Source organism: Mycolicibacterium sp. XJ2546 (genome assembly GCF_053483195.1).
This window is the reverse complement of sequence record NZ_JBEFRW010000009.1, coordinates 1-14,808: the sequence shown is the minus strand read 5'-3', so window position 1 is coordinate 14,808 and position 14,808 is coordinate 1. Positions and strand designations below refer to the sequence as shown.

General features: G+C 67.6%; 15 protein-coding genes. 12 read left to right on the top strand and 3 right to left on the bottom strand.

The genetic code is table 11. The features are described from left to right. The first annotated feature begins 20 nt into the window (after window positions 1-20). Together ABQE44_RS15990 and ABQE44_RS15985 are read left to right on the top strand one after the other, a co-directional pair. Window positions 21-929: an ABC transporter ATP-binding protein gene (locus ABQE44_RS15990; RefSeq protein WP_448394493.1), complete on the top strand. Its 909-nt coding sequence runs from the start codon at window positions 21-23 to the stop codon at window positions 927-929. Next, complete coding sequence (locus tag ABQE44_RS15985; RefSeq protein ID WP_448394333.1) at window positions 926-1,705, top strand: ABC transporter permease; 780 nt, start codon at window positions 926-928, stop codon at window positions 1,703-1,705. Before ABQE44_RS15990 ends, ABQE44_RS15985 begins: the two co-directional genes overlap by 4 nt. Here the strand turns inward: ABQE44_RS15985 and ABQE44_RS15980 are convergent. Next, window positions 1,619-2,302, bottom strand: a complete 684-nt coding sequence (locus tag ABQE44_RS15980; protein ID WP_448394332.1) for a hypothetical protein — start codon at window positions 2,300-2,302, stop codon at window positions 1,619-1,621. The genes ABQE44_RS15985 and ABQE44_RS15980 overlap by 87 nt on opposite strands. 89 nt (window positions 2,303-2,391) lie before the next feature. On the opposite strand from ABQE44_RS15980, the gene ABQE44_RS15975 reads away from it, so the two are divergent. From ABQE44_RS15975 to ABQE44_RS15965, 3 genes are read left to right on the top strand one after another with little or no spacing between them, the layout of a single operon-like run. Beyond that, complete coding sequence (locus tag ABQE44_RS15975) at window positions 2,392-2,967, top strand: TetR/AcrR family transcriptional regulator (RefSeq protein WP_448430797.1); 576 nt, start codon at window positions 2,392-2,394, stop codon at window positions 2,965-2,967. 5 nt (window positions 2,968-2,972) lie between these two features. Next, window positions 2,973-3,641, top strand: coding sequence for a DUF429 domain-containing protein (locus ABQE44_RS15970; RefSeq protein ID WP_448430795.1), 669 nt, complete (start codon window positions 2,973-2,975; stop codon window positions 3,639-3,641). A gap of 46 nt (window positions 3,642-3,687) precedes the next feature. Next, window positions 3,688-4,638: a COX15/CtaA family protein gene (locus ABQE44_RS15965; protein ID WP_448430793.1), complete on the top strand. Its 951-nt coding sequence runs from the start codon at window positions 3,688-3,690 to the stop codon at window positions 4,636-4,638. Here ABQE44_RS15965 and ABQE44_RS15960 read toward each other — a convergent pair. Beyond that, window positions 4,588-5,253 carry a DcsG N-terminal domain-containing protein gene (locus ABQE44_RS15960; protein ID WP_448394328.1) on the bottom strand — a complete coding sequence of 222 codons (666 nt, stop codon included), beginning with the start codon at window positions 5,251-5,253 and terminating at the stop codon, window positions 4,588-4,590. The genes ABQE44_RS15965 and ABQE44_RS15960 overlap by 51 nt on opposite strands. A gap of 29 nt (window positions 5,254-5,282) precedes the next feature. On the opposite strand from ABQE44_RS15960, the gene ABQE44_RS15955 reads away from it, so the two are divergent. Next, window positions 5,283-6,254, top strand: a complete 972-nt coding sequence (locus tag ABQE44_RS15955; RefSeq protein WP_448394492.1) for a quinone oxidoreductase family protein — start codon at window positions 5,283-5,285, stop codon at window positions 6,252-6,254. 18 nt (window positions 6,255-6,272) lie between these two features. On the opposite strand, the gene ABQE44_RS15950 is transcribed toward ABQE44_RS15955, so the two are convergent. Further along, window positions 6,273-7,229, bottom strand: coding sequence for a heme o synthase (locus tag ABQE44_RS15950; protein ID WP_448394327.1), 957 nt, complete (start codon window positions 7,227-7,229; stop codon window positions 6,273-6,275). A gap of 185 nt (window positions 7,230-7,414) precedes the next feature. Between ABQE44_RS15950 and tkt the strand changes: the two genes are divergently transcribed. From tkt to ABQE44_RS15920, 6 genes are all read left to right on the top strand, one after another. Beyond that, window positions 7,415-9,505, top strand: a complete 2,091-nt coding sequence (gene tkt / locus ABQE44_RS15945) for a transketolase (RefSeq protein ID WP_448430791.1) — start codon at window positions 7,415-7,417, stop codon at window positions 9,503-9,505. 16 nt (window positions 9,506-9,521) lie between these two features. Then, window positions 9,522-10,652, top strand: a complete 1,131-nt coding sequence (tal, locus tag ABQE44_RS15940) for a transaldolase (protein WP_448430789.1) — start codon at window positions 9,522-9,524, stop codon at window positions 10,650-10,652. Continuing rightward, window positions 10,649-12,208, top strand: a complete 1,560-nt coding sequence (gene zwf / locus ABQE44_RS15935) for a glucose-6-phosphate dehydrogenase (protein ID WP_448394324.1) — start codon at window positions 10,649-10,651, stop codon at window positions 12,206-12,208. The genes tal and zwf overlap by 4 nt, the downstream gene beginning before the upstream one ends. Continuing rightward, complete coding sequence (opcA, locus tag ABQE44_RS15930) at window positions 12,205-13,113, top strand: glucose-6-phosphate dehydrogenase assembly protein OpcA (RefSeq protein WP_448394323.1); 909 nt, start codon at window positions 12,205-12,207, stop codon at window positions 13,111-13,113. The genes zwf and opcA overlap by 4 nt, the downstream gene beginning before the upstream one ends. Next, on the top strand, window positions 13,110-13,847 hold the full coding sequence (gene pgl / locus ABQE44_RS15925; RefSeq protein ID WP_448430787.1) for a 6-phosphogluconolactonase: 738 nt from the start codon (window positions 13,110-13,112) through the stop codon (window positions 13,845-13,847). Before opcA ends, pgl begins: the two co-directional genes overlap by 4 nt. A 31-nt stretch (window positions 13,848-13,878) precedes the next feature. Next, window positions 13,879-14,808 (top strand): DUF222 domain-containing protein (locus tag ABQE44_RS15920; protein ID WP_448430786.1); only part of this gene is annotated, 930 nt, incomplete at its 3' end.

Sequence of the window (14,808 nt, the reverse complement as noted above, 5' to 3'; positions counted from 1 at the left end):
CGCGGGCGTCGTCCGCTCCCGTGCGCCTGCGCGGAGTCAGCAAGCGGTACGGCTCGACGACCGCGGTGTCGAACCTCGACCTCGAGGTGCACACCGCCGAGGTGTTCGCACTGCTCGGCCCCAACGGGGCGGGGAAAACCACTACGGTCGAGATGTGCGAGGGGTTTCTCAAACCCGACTCCGGCACCATCGAGATCCTCGGCCTCGATCCGTTCGACGACAACGCGCAGGTGCGCGCACGCATCGGTGTGATGCTGCAGGGCGGGGGCGGCTATCCCGCAGCCCGCGCCGGTGAGATGCTCGACCTCGTCGCCGCCTACGCCGCCAACCCGCTCGATCCGCAGTGGTTGATGCAGACGTTGGGGCTGACCGAAGCAGCGCGGACGACCTATCGGCGGCTGTCCGGCGGCCAGCAGCAGCGGCTGGCGCTGGCGTGCGCGGTCGTCGGACGTCCGGAGCTGGTGTTCCTCGACGAGCCGACGGCCGGTCTGGACGCCCACGCCCGGATCGTGGTGTGGGAGTTGATCGACGGGTTGCGCCGCGACGGGGTGACGGTGGTGTTGACCACCCACCAGCTCACCGAGGCCGAGGAGCTGGCCGACCGGATCCTGATCATCGACAACGGATCGCCGGTGGCGACCGGCACGCCCGAGGAGCTGATGCGCAGCGGTGCGGAGAACCAGCTGCGGTTCCGCGCGCCGCGCCGGCTCGACCTTTCGCTGCTGATCTCGGCGCTGCCGGAGAGTTACAAAGCCACCGAAACCTCTCCCGGCGAGTACCTCGTCGAGGGTGCGATCGACCCGCAGGTGCTGGCCACCGTGACGGCGTGGTGCGCTCGGCTCGACGTGCTGGCCACCGATATGCGCGTGGAACAGCGCAGCCTCGAAGACGTGTTCCTCGACCTCACCGGCAGGGAGCTGCGCCCGTGACCACTCCGAATCGTTTTGCGCCAGGCACGTTCTCGCCCGATCCTCGCCCGGCCGCGGTGTCGAAGATGCTGGCTGCCCAGTTCGGGCTGGAGCTGCGGTTGTTGTTGCGCAACGGCGAACAGCTGCTGCTGACGATGTTCATCCCGATCACGCTGCTCATCGGGTTGATCGTGCTGCCGCTGGGCTCGTTCGGCCCGGACCGCGCGGCGACGTTCGTGCCGGCGATCATGGCGCTGGCGGTGATCTCCACGGCGTTCACCGGCCAGGCGATCGCGGTGGCGTTCGATCGCCGCTACGGCGCGCTCAAACGGCTGGGGGCCACCGCCCTTCCGGTGTGGGGCATCATCGCAGGCAAGTCACTGGCCGTGGTGGCGGTGGTTTTCCTGCAGTCGATTGTGTTGGGCGGCATCGGCTTTGCGCTGGGCTGGCGGCCGGAGCTGGCCGGGTTGGCGCTCGGCGCGGCGGTCATCGCGCTGGGCACCGCAGGGTTTGCTGCGTTGGGTCTGCTGCTGGGCGGCACGCTGCGCGCCGAGATCGTGCTGGCGGTGGCCAACCTGCTGTGGTTCGTCTTCGCCGGGCTCGGTGCGCTGACTTTGGAGGGCGGCATGGTGCCGCAGGCGGTCCAGTGGGTGGCCCGGCTGACCCCGTCGGGCGCGTTGACCGAGGCGCTGTCGCAGGCGATGACGGTGTCAGTGGATTGGTTCGGCCTGCTGGTGCTCGCGGTGTGGGGTCTGGTGGCCGCGTTGTGCGCGCTGCGCTGGTTCCGGTTCACTTGAGCCCAGCGCGGGCAGCAGATACTCCAGCTGACCGACCTCCTCGATGTTGTGTTTCACCCACGCGGTGAGCATCTCGTCGGGGAGTTTGCGCCGTAACACCCGGTTGACCGGCGCCATCAGCGCCGGGCGCGCCCCGACGTCCATCACGCTGACGTAATGGGTGCCTTCGGAACCCGCCGACCAGGTGTGCTCCAGCGCGAAGATCACCACCCCGCCGAGGCGCTGCACCAGGCGGATCCCGGTTTCGTCGAGTTTCTCGACCCGTTCCACGACGTCGACGCGGAACTCCGGCCGGGCACCGAACGCCTCCACGATGCGAAAGCGCGCGCCCTCGGCGGCGCCGCCGCCGGGCGCCGCCTTGGCGAGCTCCCATGCGATGTGGTCGATGGGATGCCAGGCGAGATAGCGGTCGATGACCTCACCGCCGTAGCGCATGGTTTCGCCGAGGTGGGTGAACCAATCCAGCAGCATCGCCGGGGTGACCCCGGGCAGCGGGCGGTGCACGATCGTGACTCGTCGCCGGTGGTGCGGAAAGCTCGCGTACCGGACCGTCGCGGTGTCGACCGAACGCAGCGGGTAGAGCACTGACCGGGCCATGACGGACCTCCAAGATACGGGTTCGTTTCTTATATTCGGTACGTTAGGCTCCGGCGCTAAGATACGCAAGCGTTTCCTAGGGGATATCGATGCAGCGACGGCGCGGCGACGAACTGGACACCGCCATCCGCACCGCGGTGCTCGGCCTGTTGGCCGAGCACGGTCCGGCAGCCGTGACGATGGAAGCCGTGGCCGCCGCCGCCCAGACCAGCAAGCCGGTGCTGTACCGAAGATGGCCCGACGCGGCGACACTGCTGCGAGATACGTTGCTACGCATCGCGACGACGTCGATCCCGCATTCCGACACGGGCAGCTACCGGACCGACATGCTCAGCGTGCTGCGCGGCTGGGCGGCGCTGTTCACCGGGCCCGACGCGGCGGTGCTGCGCGCCGCGGTCGCCGCGACGGCGCAGGACCCAGCGCTGTCCGAGGCGTTCCGCAACGACGTCATCGGCTGGCGCAAGCAGGAGATGGCAGCCCTGCTGACCCGCGGCATCGAGCGTGGCGACGTCCGCGCCGACGTCCCCGTGGAGATCGCCCGCGAGCTGGGCCAGAGCGTGTTGTGGCACCGGCTGCTGATCACCGGCGACCCGATCACCGACGAGTTGGTCGGGCAGCTCGTCGACGAGGTGCTGGTGCCGTTCGTGGCGCCCCGCCGGCGATGACGTGCGTGCTGGGCGTGGACGCCTGCCGCGCCGGCTGGGTCGGCGTGCAGCTGCACGACGCCGGATTCGCCGACGCGCACTTCGCCGTGAGGCTCGACGATCTCGTCGCGCGCCTCACCGACGCGGACGTCGTCGCCGTCGACATCCCACTCGGGCTGGTGCAGTCCGGGGAACGCACCGCGGACCGCGCAGCGCGCGCGATGCTCGGCCGTCGCGGCGCCAGCGTGTACATCACGCCGCCGCGGCCGGTCTTCGACGAACCCGACTACGACGCGGCCAAGCGTCGCTGCAAGGCTCTGGCAGGCTGGATGCCCAGCAGGCAGGCATGGGGACTGCGCGCGAAAGTACTTGAGGCCAACCGGCTTTACGACACCGGCACAGCGCTGCACGAGGTCCACCCGGAGTTGTCGTTTCAGCGGCTGGGGTTGCGCTTCGAGGACGGTGCCAAGAAGACCTGGCGCGGACAGCGAGCGCGGTTACGGGTGCTGGCCCAGGCCGGGGTCGTGGTTCCGGAGGACCTCGGCGCCGAGGTCGGGCAGGTGCCCGCCGACGATGTGCTGGACGCCGCGGCGGTGGCGTGGAGCGCCGACCGGATCGCGCGCGGTGAGGCGGTGTGCGTACCGGATCCGCCGCAGCGCAACGAGCACGGCCAATTGATCGCGATCTGGTACTGAGTACCCGCTACTACGGCGTGTAGTTGGCCTCAACTACCATCGGAGCGTGCGACGCGTCTTTCTGCGGCTGGTCGACCTGCTGCCGCTGCCCAGCCTGCGGGCGCAGCGTGTCATCGCCTTCCTGGTGATCCTGACCCAGGGCGGTATCTCGGTCACCGGCGCGATCGTGCGCGTCACCGCGTCCGGACTGGGTTGTCCGACCTGGCCGCAGTGCTTCCCCGGCAGCTTCACCCCGGTTCCGGTCGCCGAGGTGCCGGTCGTGCACCAGGTGGTCGAGTTCGGCAACCGGTTGGTGACGTTTCTGGTGGTGATCACCGCCGCGCTCGCGGTGCTCGCCGTCACCCGGGCCCGACGGCGACGCGAAGTGCAGATCTATGCGTGGCTGATGCCGGCATCGACGGTCGTGCAGGCGGTGATCGGCGGCATCACGGTGCTGACCGGGCTGCTGTGGTGGACGGTGGCCATCCACCTGCTGGCGTCGATGACGATGGTGTGGCTGGCGGTGCTGCTGTTCGTCAAGATCGGCGAGCCCGACGACGGCGTCCTGGTCCGGCGAGCGCCGAACCCGTTGCGGCAGCTGACATTTCTCAGCGGCGTCGCACTGGCCGCCGTGCTGGTGACCGGCACGCTGGTCACCGCCGCGGGTCCGCATGCGGGCGACAAGAGCGCGACCCGCCCGGTCCCGCGGCTCGAGGTCGAGATCACCACGCTGGTGCACCTGCACTCGTCGCTGCTGGTGGCATATCTGGCGCTGCTGGTTGGACTGGGCTTCGGGCTGCTCGCGGTGAAAACCACCCGCCCCGTGCTGATCCGGTTGGCGGTGCTGCTGGTGTTGGTGTGCGCGCAAGGGTTGGTCGGCGTCGTACAGTTCTACACCGGCGTGCCCGCGGCGCTGGTGGCCGTGCACGTCGCCGGCGCCGCGTTGTGTACCGCGGCCACCGCCGCGCTATGGGCGTCGATGCGAGAACGGGCCGAGCCCGAGCCGGTCCAGCGCTGACTCCACGCCGCGCACGAACACCCGCTGCTGCCGAGCGCGGGTGGTCGGGTCCAGCCGTGCCCAGCCCAACGTCGGCGCGACGAGGTCGAGGCGGCGCAGACGCGGCCCCCCGGTCAGGTCTACGCGCGCGTAGAGCAACTCGGCCGGTGCGAGCTGCAGACGATCGGCTGCAGCCGCCAGGGCCGCGTGGCCGACGTCCCACACCTCGAAGTCCGGTTCGGCCTGCGCCCGGCGGGTGAAGGCGTGTGACTGCCGACCGCCGAGGAACACCAGCGAGACCTCTTTGGTGCCGTGCGTTGCTGTCGGAACGCCGGCGTCGGCCAGATCCTGCAAATACCGCGCGCCGGTGTTCCAGGCGACCACCGCCGGCGGGTTCAGCAGGTTGCGGACCCGGCGGGTCCAGGCCAGGAACTCCTCGCCGGCGCCAGCCGCGCGCAGGATCACCAGATCGGCTGCCAGGGTGGCGGGATCATCCCAGGGCAGCCACCGGGCGTGCAGGCCGTGCTCGCGCAGGGCCCCGACCAGGCCGGCGTCGTCGCCGTCCCCGGCGGGCAGCTCGGTACTACCCGCTAGCACGATGCGGGGATGGAACACGTCGGGCCGGGCCAGCTTCACAACTGCAAGGATATTGGGAGGATGTGAGCATGCACGCTATCGAGATCACCGAGACGGGCGGACCAGAGGTCCTCACCTACGTCGAGAAACCGCAGCCCGCTCCCGGCCCTGGCGAGGTGCTGATCAAGGCCGACGCGATCGGCGTGAACTTCCTCGACACCTACTTTCGTTCCGGGCTGTATCCGCGGGAGACGCCGTTCATCATCGGCAACGAGGTGTGCGGCACGGTGGAGGCCGTCGGCGACAACGTTCCCGCGCTCAAGGTCGGCGACCGGGTCGTCACCGCCCAGGCCAACGGCGCCTACGCCGAGTACAGCGTCGCCGCAGCCGATTTCTGCGCTTACGTGCCCGACGTCGTCGCCCCCGAGGTGGCCGCCGCATCCTTGCTCAAGGGGATGACTGCGCACTACCTGATCAAGTCGACCTACCCGGTGCAGCAGGGTGACGCCGTGCTGGTGCACGCCGGCGCGGGCGGGGTCGGGTTGATCCTGACGCAGTGGGCCACCAGCATGGCCGCCCAGGTGATCACGACGGTGTCGACGCCGGAGAAGGCCGAGATGTCGCGCGACGCAGGCGCGATCGAGGTGCTGGACTACCCCGACGATCCGGCCGAGTTCGGCGCGCAGATCAAGGACCTCACCGACGGCGGCGTCTCGGTCGTCTACGACGGCGTGGGTGCGGCTACCTTCGACGCCAGCCTGGCCAGCCTGGCGGTGCGTGGCACGCTGGCGTTGTTCGGCGCGGCCAGCGGGCCCGTCCCGCCGTTCGACCCGCAGTTGCTGAACACCTCGGGTTCGGTGTTTTTGACCCGTCCCACGCTGGTGCACTACACCCGCACACCCGATGAATTCGCCTGGCGCGCGGGAGAACTGCTCGAGGCCATCGCCAACGGCACCCTCAACGTGACGGTCAGCGAACGCTACCGGCTCGAGGACGCGGCAACCGCGCACAGTGACCTGGAGGGCCGAAAGACCTTCGGCTCAGTGGTTCTGGTGCCGTAGCCGGGCGAGTCAGCCCGCTCAGAACAATGTCGGCAGCGCGAGCACCGAGTCGATCGCCAGCGCGCAGAACACCACGGCCAGATAGTTGTTGGACTGCAGGAACAGCCGCAACGGTTTGACCGGTTCACCGCGGCGCACCCCGGCGTTGAGTTGATGCGCCATCACCAGGAACCAGCCGCCCGCCAGCAGCGCCACCGCCGTGTACAGCCATCCGGTTGCGGGCGCGAGCGCCAGCGTCGCCCCAACCGTCAGCCAGGTGTAGATGAGGATCTGTCTGGTGACCTGACGCTCGGTGGCCACCGCGGGCAGCATCGGCACGCCGGCGGCGCGGTAGTCCTCCTTGTACCGCATGGCCAGCGCCCACGTGTGCGGCGGCGTCCAGAAGAAGATGATCGCGAACATCACCAGCGCGGGCCAGGCGATGGTGCCGGTGACCGCCGACCACCCGATCATCACCGGCATGCACCCGGCCGCCCCGCCCCACACGACGTTCTGCGAGGTGCGGCGTTTGAGCAGCAGCGTGTACACCAGCACGTAGAAGGCGATGGTCGCGCCGGCCAGGTGCGCCGAGAGCAGGTTCGTCGTCCACCACAGCCAGAAGAACGACGCGACCGACAGCACCAGGCCGAACACCAGCGCGTGGCTGCGCGGCACGGTGGCCCGCGCCAGCGGTCTGCGCTCGGTGCGCTTCATCACCTTGTCGATGTCGGCATCGGCGACGCAGTTGAGCGTGTTGGCGCCCGCGGCCGCCAGCAGGCCACCGACAAGGGTGTTGAGGATCAGCAGCGGGTCGACGGTTCCGCGGTTCGCCAGAAGCATCGCCGGGATGGTGGTGACCAGAAGCAACTCGATGACGCGCGGCTTGGTCAGCGAGATGTAGCCGAGCACCTTGTCGAGGAACTGTCGCCGCAAGCTTTGGGTAGCCGACGTCCGGTCCAGCGTCTCCTCGTTGAGGTGGCCTTCCCGAATGTTCACGCAGGTCACTCCTGTCGAAATACCGGCGACGCGAAGCGTCTACTACAGACGATGGTAGACCGCACCCGAACGGCGTCCTAATCCTCCCCATATCCTCCCGCTGCTGCCTGCACTGGATGACTATCCCGCACTAGGGTGTTTTTACGAGCAGCGTGCCGAGCTCAACCCTCGACCAGGAGCGCCTAGTGACCACACTCGACGAGATTTCCGCCCTCACCCGCCCGCACCACCCGGACGATTGGACGGAGGTCGATACGCGCGCCGTCGATACGGTGCGGGTACTTGCCGCCGACGCGGTCCAGAAGCGCGGCAACGGTCATCCCGGCACGGCGATGAGCCTGGCTCCGCTGGCCTACACGCTGTTTCAGCGCCAGATGCGCCACGACCCCACCGACCAGCACTGGCTGGGCCGCGACCGTTTCGTGCTGTCGGCCGGCCACTCCAGCCTGACCCTGTACATCCAGCTCTACCTGGGCGGTTTCGGGCTCGAACTCTCCGACATCGAGGCGCTGCGCACCTTCAAGTCCAAGACACCCGGCCATCCGGAGTTCCGGCACACCAAGGGCGTTGAGATCACGACGGGCCCGCTGGGGCAGGGGCTGGCCTCCGCGGTCGGGATGGCGATGGCGTCGCGGTACGAGCGCGGGCTGTTCGATCCCGACGCCGCGCCCGGCACCAGCCCGTTCGACCACTACATCTATGTGATCGCCTCCGACGGCGACATCGAGGAGGGCGTCACCAGCGAGGCGTCGTCGCTGGCCGGCACCCAGCAGTTGGGCAACCTGATCGTCTTCTACGACAGCAATCAGATCTCGATCGAGGACGACACCAACATCGCGCTGTCCGAGGACACTCCCGCCCGCTACCGCGCCTACGGCTGGCACGTGCAGGAAGTCGAGGGCGGCGAGAACGTCGTCGGGCTCGAGGAAGCGATCGCCGAGGCCAAGAAGGTCACCGACAAACCGTCGTTCATCGCGCTGCGCACCATCATCGGCTACCCCGCACCCAACCTGATGAACACCGGCAAGGCCCACGGCGCCGCGCTCGGCGAGGAGGAAGTCGCCGCGGTCAAGAAGATCCTCGACTTCGACCCGGACAAGAGTTTCGAGGTGCGCCCCGATGTCATCGAGCACACCCGCAAGTTGGTCGATCGCGGCAAGGAGGCCCGCGAGAAGTGGCAGAGCGAATTCGACGCCTGGGCGCAGCGCGAACCGCAACGCAAGGCGCTGCTGGACCGACTGCTGGCCAAAGAGCTGCCACCGGGCTGGGACGCCGACCTGACCTACTGGGAGCCCGGCTCCAAGGACATCGCGACCCGCGCCGCGTTCGGCCAGGTGCTCAACGATGTCGCGTCGAAGCTGCCCGAGCTGTGGGGTGGCTCAGCCGACCTGGCGGGCAGTAACAACACCACCATCAAGGGCGCGAACTCCTTTGGCCCGCCGTCGATTTCGACCAAGGACTACACGGCGGACCCGTACGGTCGGGTGCTGCACTTCGGTGTGCGTGAACACGCCATGGGCTCGATCCTGTCCGGCATCGTGCTGCACGGACCGACCCGCGCCTTCGGCGGTACGTTCCTGCAGTTCTCCGACTACATGCGCGCCGCGGTGCGGTTGGCGTCGTTGATGGACATCGACACCATCTACATCTGGACCCACGACTCGATCGGGCTCGGCGAGGACGGCCCCACCCACCAACCGATCGAACACCTCGCGGCGCTGCGCGCCATCCCGAACCTGTCCGTGGTGCGCCCTGGCGACCCGAACGAAACCGCCTACGCCTGGCGCACGATCATCGAACGCGGCGCCAACAGCGGCCCCGTCGGCCTGATCCTGACCCGCCAGGCCATCCCGGTGCTCGAGGGCACGGACGCCGAAGGCGTTGCCAGGGGCGGGTACGTCTTGGGCGGCGCCCCCGACAAGCAACCGGACGTCGTGCTCATCGGCACCGGCTCCGAGTTGCAGCTGTGCGTGGCAGCCCAGAAGATGCTGGGCGACAAGGGCGTCACCGCGACGGTGGTGTCGATGCCGTGCGTCGAGTGGTTCGAGGCGCAACCGGTCGAGTACCGCGACAGCGTGCTGCCGCCCGCGGTGTCTGCGCGCGTCGCCGTGGAGGCGGCGGTCGCGCAGAGCTGGCACAAACTGGTCGGCGACACCGGCGAGATCGTGTCGATTGAACATTACGGGGAATCCGCTGATTACAAGACGTTGTTCCGCGAGTACGGGTTCACCCCAGAAGCTGTGGTGGCCGCCGCGGAGCGATCGCTAGACAACTGAACTGAAAGGTAGAGCAATGGCTCAAAATCCCAATCTGGCGGCGTTGTCCGCTGCGGGAGTGTCGGTATGGCTCGACGACCTCTCCCGAGACCGGCTGCAGACCGGCAACTTGCAGGAGTTGATCGACACCAAATGCGTTGTGGGTGTCACGACCAACCCGACGATCTTCCAGAAGGCGCTCTCGGACGGTACCGCCTACGACGATCAGGTGAACGAACTGGCCAGCCGAGGCGCCGATGTGGACGCCACCGTCCGCACCGTCACCACCGACGACGTCCGCAATGCCTGCGACGTGCTCGCCAAGGCCCACGAGGCCTCCGACGGCGTGGACGGCCGGGTTTCCATCGAGGTCGACCCGCGGCTGGCGCACGACACCGACAAGACGATCCTGCAGGCCGTGGAACTGTGGAAGATCGTCGACCGGCCCAACCTGTTCATCAAGATCCCGGCCACCATGGCCGGGCTGCCCGCGATCACCGCGGTGCTGGCCGAAGGTATTTCGGTCAACGTCACGCTGATCTTTTCCGTCGAGCGGCACCGCATGGTGATGGACGCATACCTGGCCGGGCTGGAAAAGGCCAAGGAAGCCGGCCACGACCTGTCCAAGATCCATTCGGTGGCATCGTTTTTCGTCTCCCGGGTCGACACCGAGATCGACAACCGGCTGGAGAAGATAGCCTCGGACTCGGGGAAGGACACAGCCCTCGCGCTGCGCGGTCAGGCCGGCGTTGCCAACGCCCGGCTCGCCTACGCCGCGTACGAGGAAGTGTTCGTCGGCGGTTCACGGTATGAGGCCCTCAAGGCCGACGGTGCACGGGTGCAGCGCCCGCTGTGGGCGTCCACCGGTGTGAAGAACCCCGAGTACGCCGACACGCTCTACGTCACCGAGCTGGTCGCCCCCCACACGGTGAACACCATGCCGGAGCAGACGCTCGACGCGGTCGCCGACCACGGCGTCATCAGCGGCGACACGGTGACCGGCAAGGGCGCGGAGTCGCAGGCCGTCTTCGACAAGCTCAGCGGCGTCGGCATCGATCTGCCCGACGTGTTCCGGGTGCTGGAGGACGAAGGAGTTGAGAAGTTCGAGAAGTCATGGCTCGAGCTGCTCGAAGCTACCCAGGGTCAGCTCGACGCCGCGAACAAATGACGTCCGCGGCCCAGCGAGCCGCATCGGGCGGTGCGGGATGGCGTAATCCCCTGCGGGACAAGCGGGATAAGCGAATGCCCCGCATCCCAGGCCCCTGTGGTCTGGTGATCTTCGGCGTCACCGGCGACCTCGCCCGCAAGAAACTCATGCCGGCGATCTACGACCTGGCCAACCGTGGCCTGCTGCCCGCCAGCTTCAGCCTGGTGGGCTTCGCTCGCCGCGACTGGGCCGACGAGAGTTTCGGCGAGGTGGTCTATGAGGCCGTCAAGAAGAACGCGCGTACCCCGTTTCGCCAAGAGGTCTGGGACCGTTTGGCCGAGGGAATCCGGTTCGTCCAGGGCACTTTCGACGACGACGCGGCATTCGTGCGGCTCGCCGAAACGCTGGAGAAGCTGGACGCCGAACGGGGCACCGCCGGCAACCACGCGTTCTACCTCTCCATCCCGCCCAATTCTTTTCAGGTGGTGTGCGAGCAACTGCAGAGGACCGGGTTGGCCCGTCCTGCGCAAGGCCACTGGAGCCGAGTGGTCATCGAAAAACCGTTCGGCCATGACCTGCAGAGCGCCCGCGAGCTCAACGCCGTGGTCAACAGCGTGTTTCCCGAGGAGTCGGTGTTTCGGATCGACCACTACCTCGGCAAGGAAACGGTGCAGAACATTCTGGCGTTGCGCTTCGCCAACGAGCTGTATGAGCCGGTGTGGAACGCCAACTACGTTGACAGCGTCCAGATCACCATGTCCGAAGACATCGGGCTCGGCGGGCGGGCAGGCTACTACGACGGGGTCGGGGCCGCCAGGGACGTGATCCAGAACCACCTGTTACAGCTGCTGGCGCTGGTGTGCATGGAGGAGCCGGCCAACTTCGGACCGCGTGAACTGCAGGCCGAGAAGATCAAGGTGCTCTCGGCGACCCAGCTGATGCAACCCTTGGACCGGACCACCGCACGCGGGCAGTACGCCGCCGGGTGGCAAGGCAGCGTGAAAGTACCCGGGCTGCTGGAAGAGGAAGGCTTCTCGAAGGATTCCGCGACCGAGACCTTCGCCGCGATCACCCTCGAGGTCGACAACCGGCGCTGGGCCGGTGTGCCGTTCTTCCTACGCACCGGAAAACGCTTGGCACGCAGGGTCACCGAGGTCGCACTTATCTTCAAGAAGGCGCCGTTTCTGCCGTTCGACAAGACCATGACGGAGGAACTCGGGCAGAACGCGCTGGTGATCCGGATCCAGCCCGACGAGGGCATCACCACGCGGTTCGGGTCCAAGGTGCCGGGCAGCCAGATGGAAGTCCGTGACGTCAACATGGATTTCTCCTACGGTTCGGCGTTCGCCGAGGACTCCCCCGAGGCTTATGAGCGGCTGATCCTCGATGTGTTGTTGGGTGAGCCCTCGCTGTTCCCCGTGAACGCCGAAGTCGAATTATCTTGGGAGATCCTTGATCCCGTACTGAACGATTGGGCTGCCCACGGCAAACCGGAACCCTATGAGGCGGGCACCTGGGGCCCGTCTTCGGCGTTCGACATGCTGCATCAAATGGGCCGGGAATGGAGGCGGCCGTGATCGTCGAACTGCCCGACACCACCACCACCGAAATCAGCAAGAAGATCACCGGGTTGCGTGAAGAAGGTGGCGCGATAACGCTCAGCCGGGTGCTGACGCTGGTCATCGCAGCAGACGATGGATGTCTCGAGGACGCCGTCGAGGCGGCCAACTACGCCAGCCGTGAGCACCCGTGCCGGGTGATCGTCGCGGTCGCAGGCGATCGCGGCGCGCCGCAACCTAGGCTGGACGGTGAGATTCGCGTCGGCGCCGATGCGGGCGCCGGTGAGGTGGTGGTGCTGCGCCTGCATGGTGACCTCGCCGAGCACGCCGACAGCGTGGTGCTTCCCTTCCTGCTTCCCGATACCCCGGTGGTGGCTTGGTGGCCCACCGCTGCGCCACCGGTGCCCGCGCAGGATCCATTGGGCAAGTTGGCGATTCGACGCATCACGGACGCCACGGCCAGCGCTGATCCGCTGGCGACGATCAAGAGCCGCCTGGACGGCTACGCCGACGGCGACACCGATCTGGCGTGGAGCCGGGTCACCTACTGGCGGGCGCTGCTGGCTGCCGCCGTCGAACTGGATCCCCATGAGCCGATCACCTCGGCGCTGGTGTCGGGTCTCAGCAACGAACCCGCGCTGGACATCCTGGCGGGTTGGCTGGCCAGTAGAATCGGCGGCCCAGTACGGCGGGTGTCGGGTGACCTCAAGGTGGAACTTGTCCGCAGCGGCGAGACGATCACGCTGCAGCGGCCGCAGAATGGCGTCACCGCCACGCTGAGCCGCACCAGCAGGCCGGAGGCTCGAATTCCATTGGCGCGCAGAGAAGCCAAGGAGTGTCTTGCCGAAGACATGCGCAGGCTGGACCCAGACGAGATCTACCATGAAGCACTACAAGGCATAGGCAAGGTGCAATACACGTGAGCACGATCGTCGAGAAGTACCCGGACACCGCCGCTTTGGTCGAGGCCGCAGGTGATCGCCTGATCGGTGCGATCGGCGACGCGATCGCCGAGCGGGGTAACGCGCACATCGTGTTGACCGGTGGCGGTACGGGTATCGGCCTGCTCAAGCGCGTCGCTGCGCGCAGTTCCGGGATCGACTGGACGAAGGTACATCTGTACTGGGGCGATGATCGGTTCGTTCCCGAGGACGACGACGAGCGCAACTACAAGCAGGCCCGCGAGGCGCTGCTGGACCACATCGACATCCCCGATGTCAACGTGCACCCGATGTCGGCCAGCGGCGGCCAGTTCGGCGACGACATCGAGGCCGCCGCGCAGGACTACGAGCGGGAGTTGGCGGCCAACGCCGAAGACGGTGAGCCCGCTCCGGCCTTCGATGTGCATCTGCTGGGCATGGGCCCAGAAGGTCACATCAACTCGCTGTTTCCGCACACTGCTGCGGTGCGTGAGAAGGACCGGATGGTGGTGGCCGTCACCGACTCCCCCAAACCGCCGCCGCAGCGCATCACGCTGACGCTGCCCGCGGTACAGCAGGCGCGGGAGGTTTGGCTGGTGGTCTCCGGCGGGGCCAAGGCCGAAGCGGTGGCCGCCGCCGTCGGCGGTGCCACCCCTGCCGATTGGCCGGCGGCGGGCGCGGTCGGTCGTGAAGCGACCGTCTGGCTGCTCGACGAGGACGCCGCCGCCGAACTCTGAAATGTCGGCGGGTCCGGCTAGTATCGAATGTATGTTCGAGGCGGTGTCGGATGTGGAGTTGGTCGACTTCATGGGTGAGGAGACCCGTGAGGAGTCGGCGGCGATGGGTCGGCGCCTGGCTGCGGTCGGTGAGTTGTTCGCTCGCCGCGAGCGCGAATATCACGAAGCCAAGTTCTACTTCACCGATGTAGTTGCTGCGGTGGCCGCGGAGATCTCGCCGATCCAGAACATCAGCCATGCCCGCGCGGTGTATCAGGTCGGGCTGGCCAGGACGTTGCGTGAGCGGCTGCCGCGGATCGCCAAGGTTTTCATCAGCGGGGTGATCGACTTTCGGATGGTCAACACGATCGTCAACCGCACCGAAAACGTCGAGGATGAGCGGATCGGTGAGCTTGATGAGGCGTTGGCGCGCCGGGTGCACAAATGGATGAAGCTGTCCACGCCCAAGCTGCGTGATCGGCTGGATATGTGGGTGGCCAAATACGATCCGGCCGCGGTGCGGGTCGCGCCCAAAGAAGATGAGGATCGCTGCGTGGAGATCCATCCTGGCGATACCGCGGGCATGGCGATCTTATGGGGCACCCTGCACTCTGCCGATGCCGCCGCGATGGATCAGCGCCTCGAGGCGATGGCGGCCACGGTGTGTGAAAACGATCCGCGCACCAAACGCCAGCGTCGCGCCGATGCCTGCGGCCCGGTGGCCCGAGGCGAAGCCACCCTGGCGTGCCAATGCGGATCCGAGGATTGTCCGGCCCGCGCGACGCGTGAGGCCGCGGCGGCGGCGGTCATCCATGTGCTGGCCGAACAACCCACCCTCGACGGCACCGCCGACACCCCGGGCTATCTGCCCGGTTTTGGGGTGCTGCCCGCCGAATCGGTGCGTGAGCTCGCCGAGACCGCGACGTTGAAACCGTTGGACGTGCCCACCGACGCCGCGCCGGATCCGGGGTATCGGCCCAGT

What these genes read in the sequence shown, in the direction of transcription:
- ABQE44_RS15980 (WP_448394332.1), bottom strand. Translation starts at nt 2,302, where the DNA reads ATGGCCCGGTCAGTGCTCTACCCGCTGCGTTCGGTCGACACCGCGACG.
- ABQE44_RS15975 (WP_448430797.1), top strand. Translation starts at nt 2,392, where the DNA reads ATGCAGCGACGGCGCGGCGACGAACTGGACACCGCCATCCGCACCGCG.
- ABQE44_RS15955 (WP_448394492.1), top strand. Translation starts at nt 5,283, where the DNA reads ATGCACGCTATCGAGATCACCGAGACGGGCGGACCAGAGGTCCTCACC.
- tal (WP_448430789.1), top strand. Translation starts at nt 9,522, where the DNA reads ATGGCTCAAAATCCCAATCTGGCGGCGTTGTCCGCTGCGGGAGTGTCG.
- zwf (WP_448394324.1), top strand. Translation starts at nt 10,649, where the DNA reads ATGACGTCCGCGGCCCAGCGAGCCGCATCGGGCGGTGCGGGATGGCGT.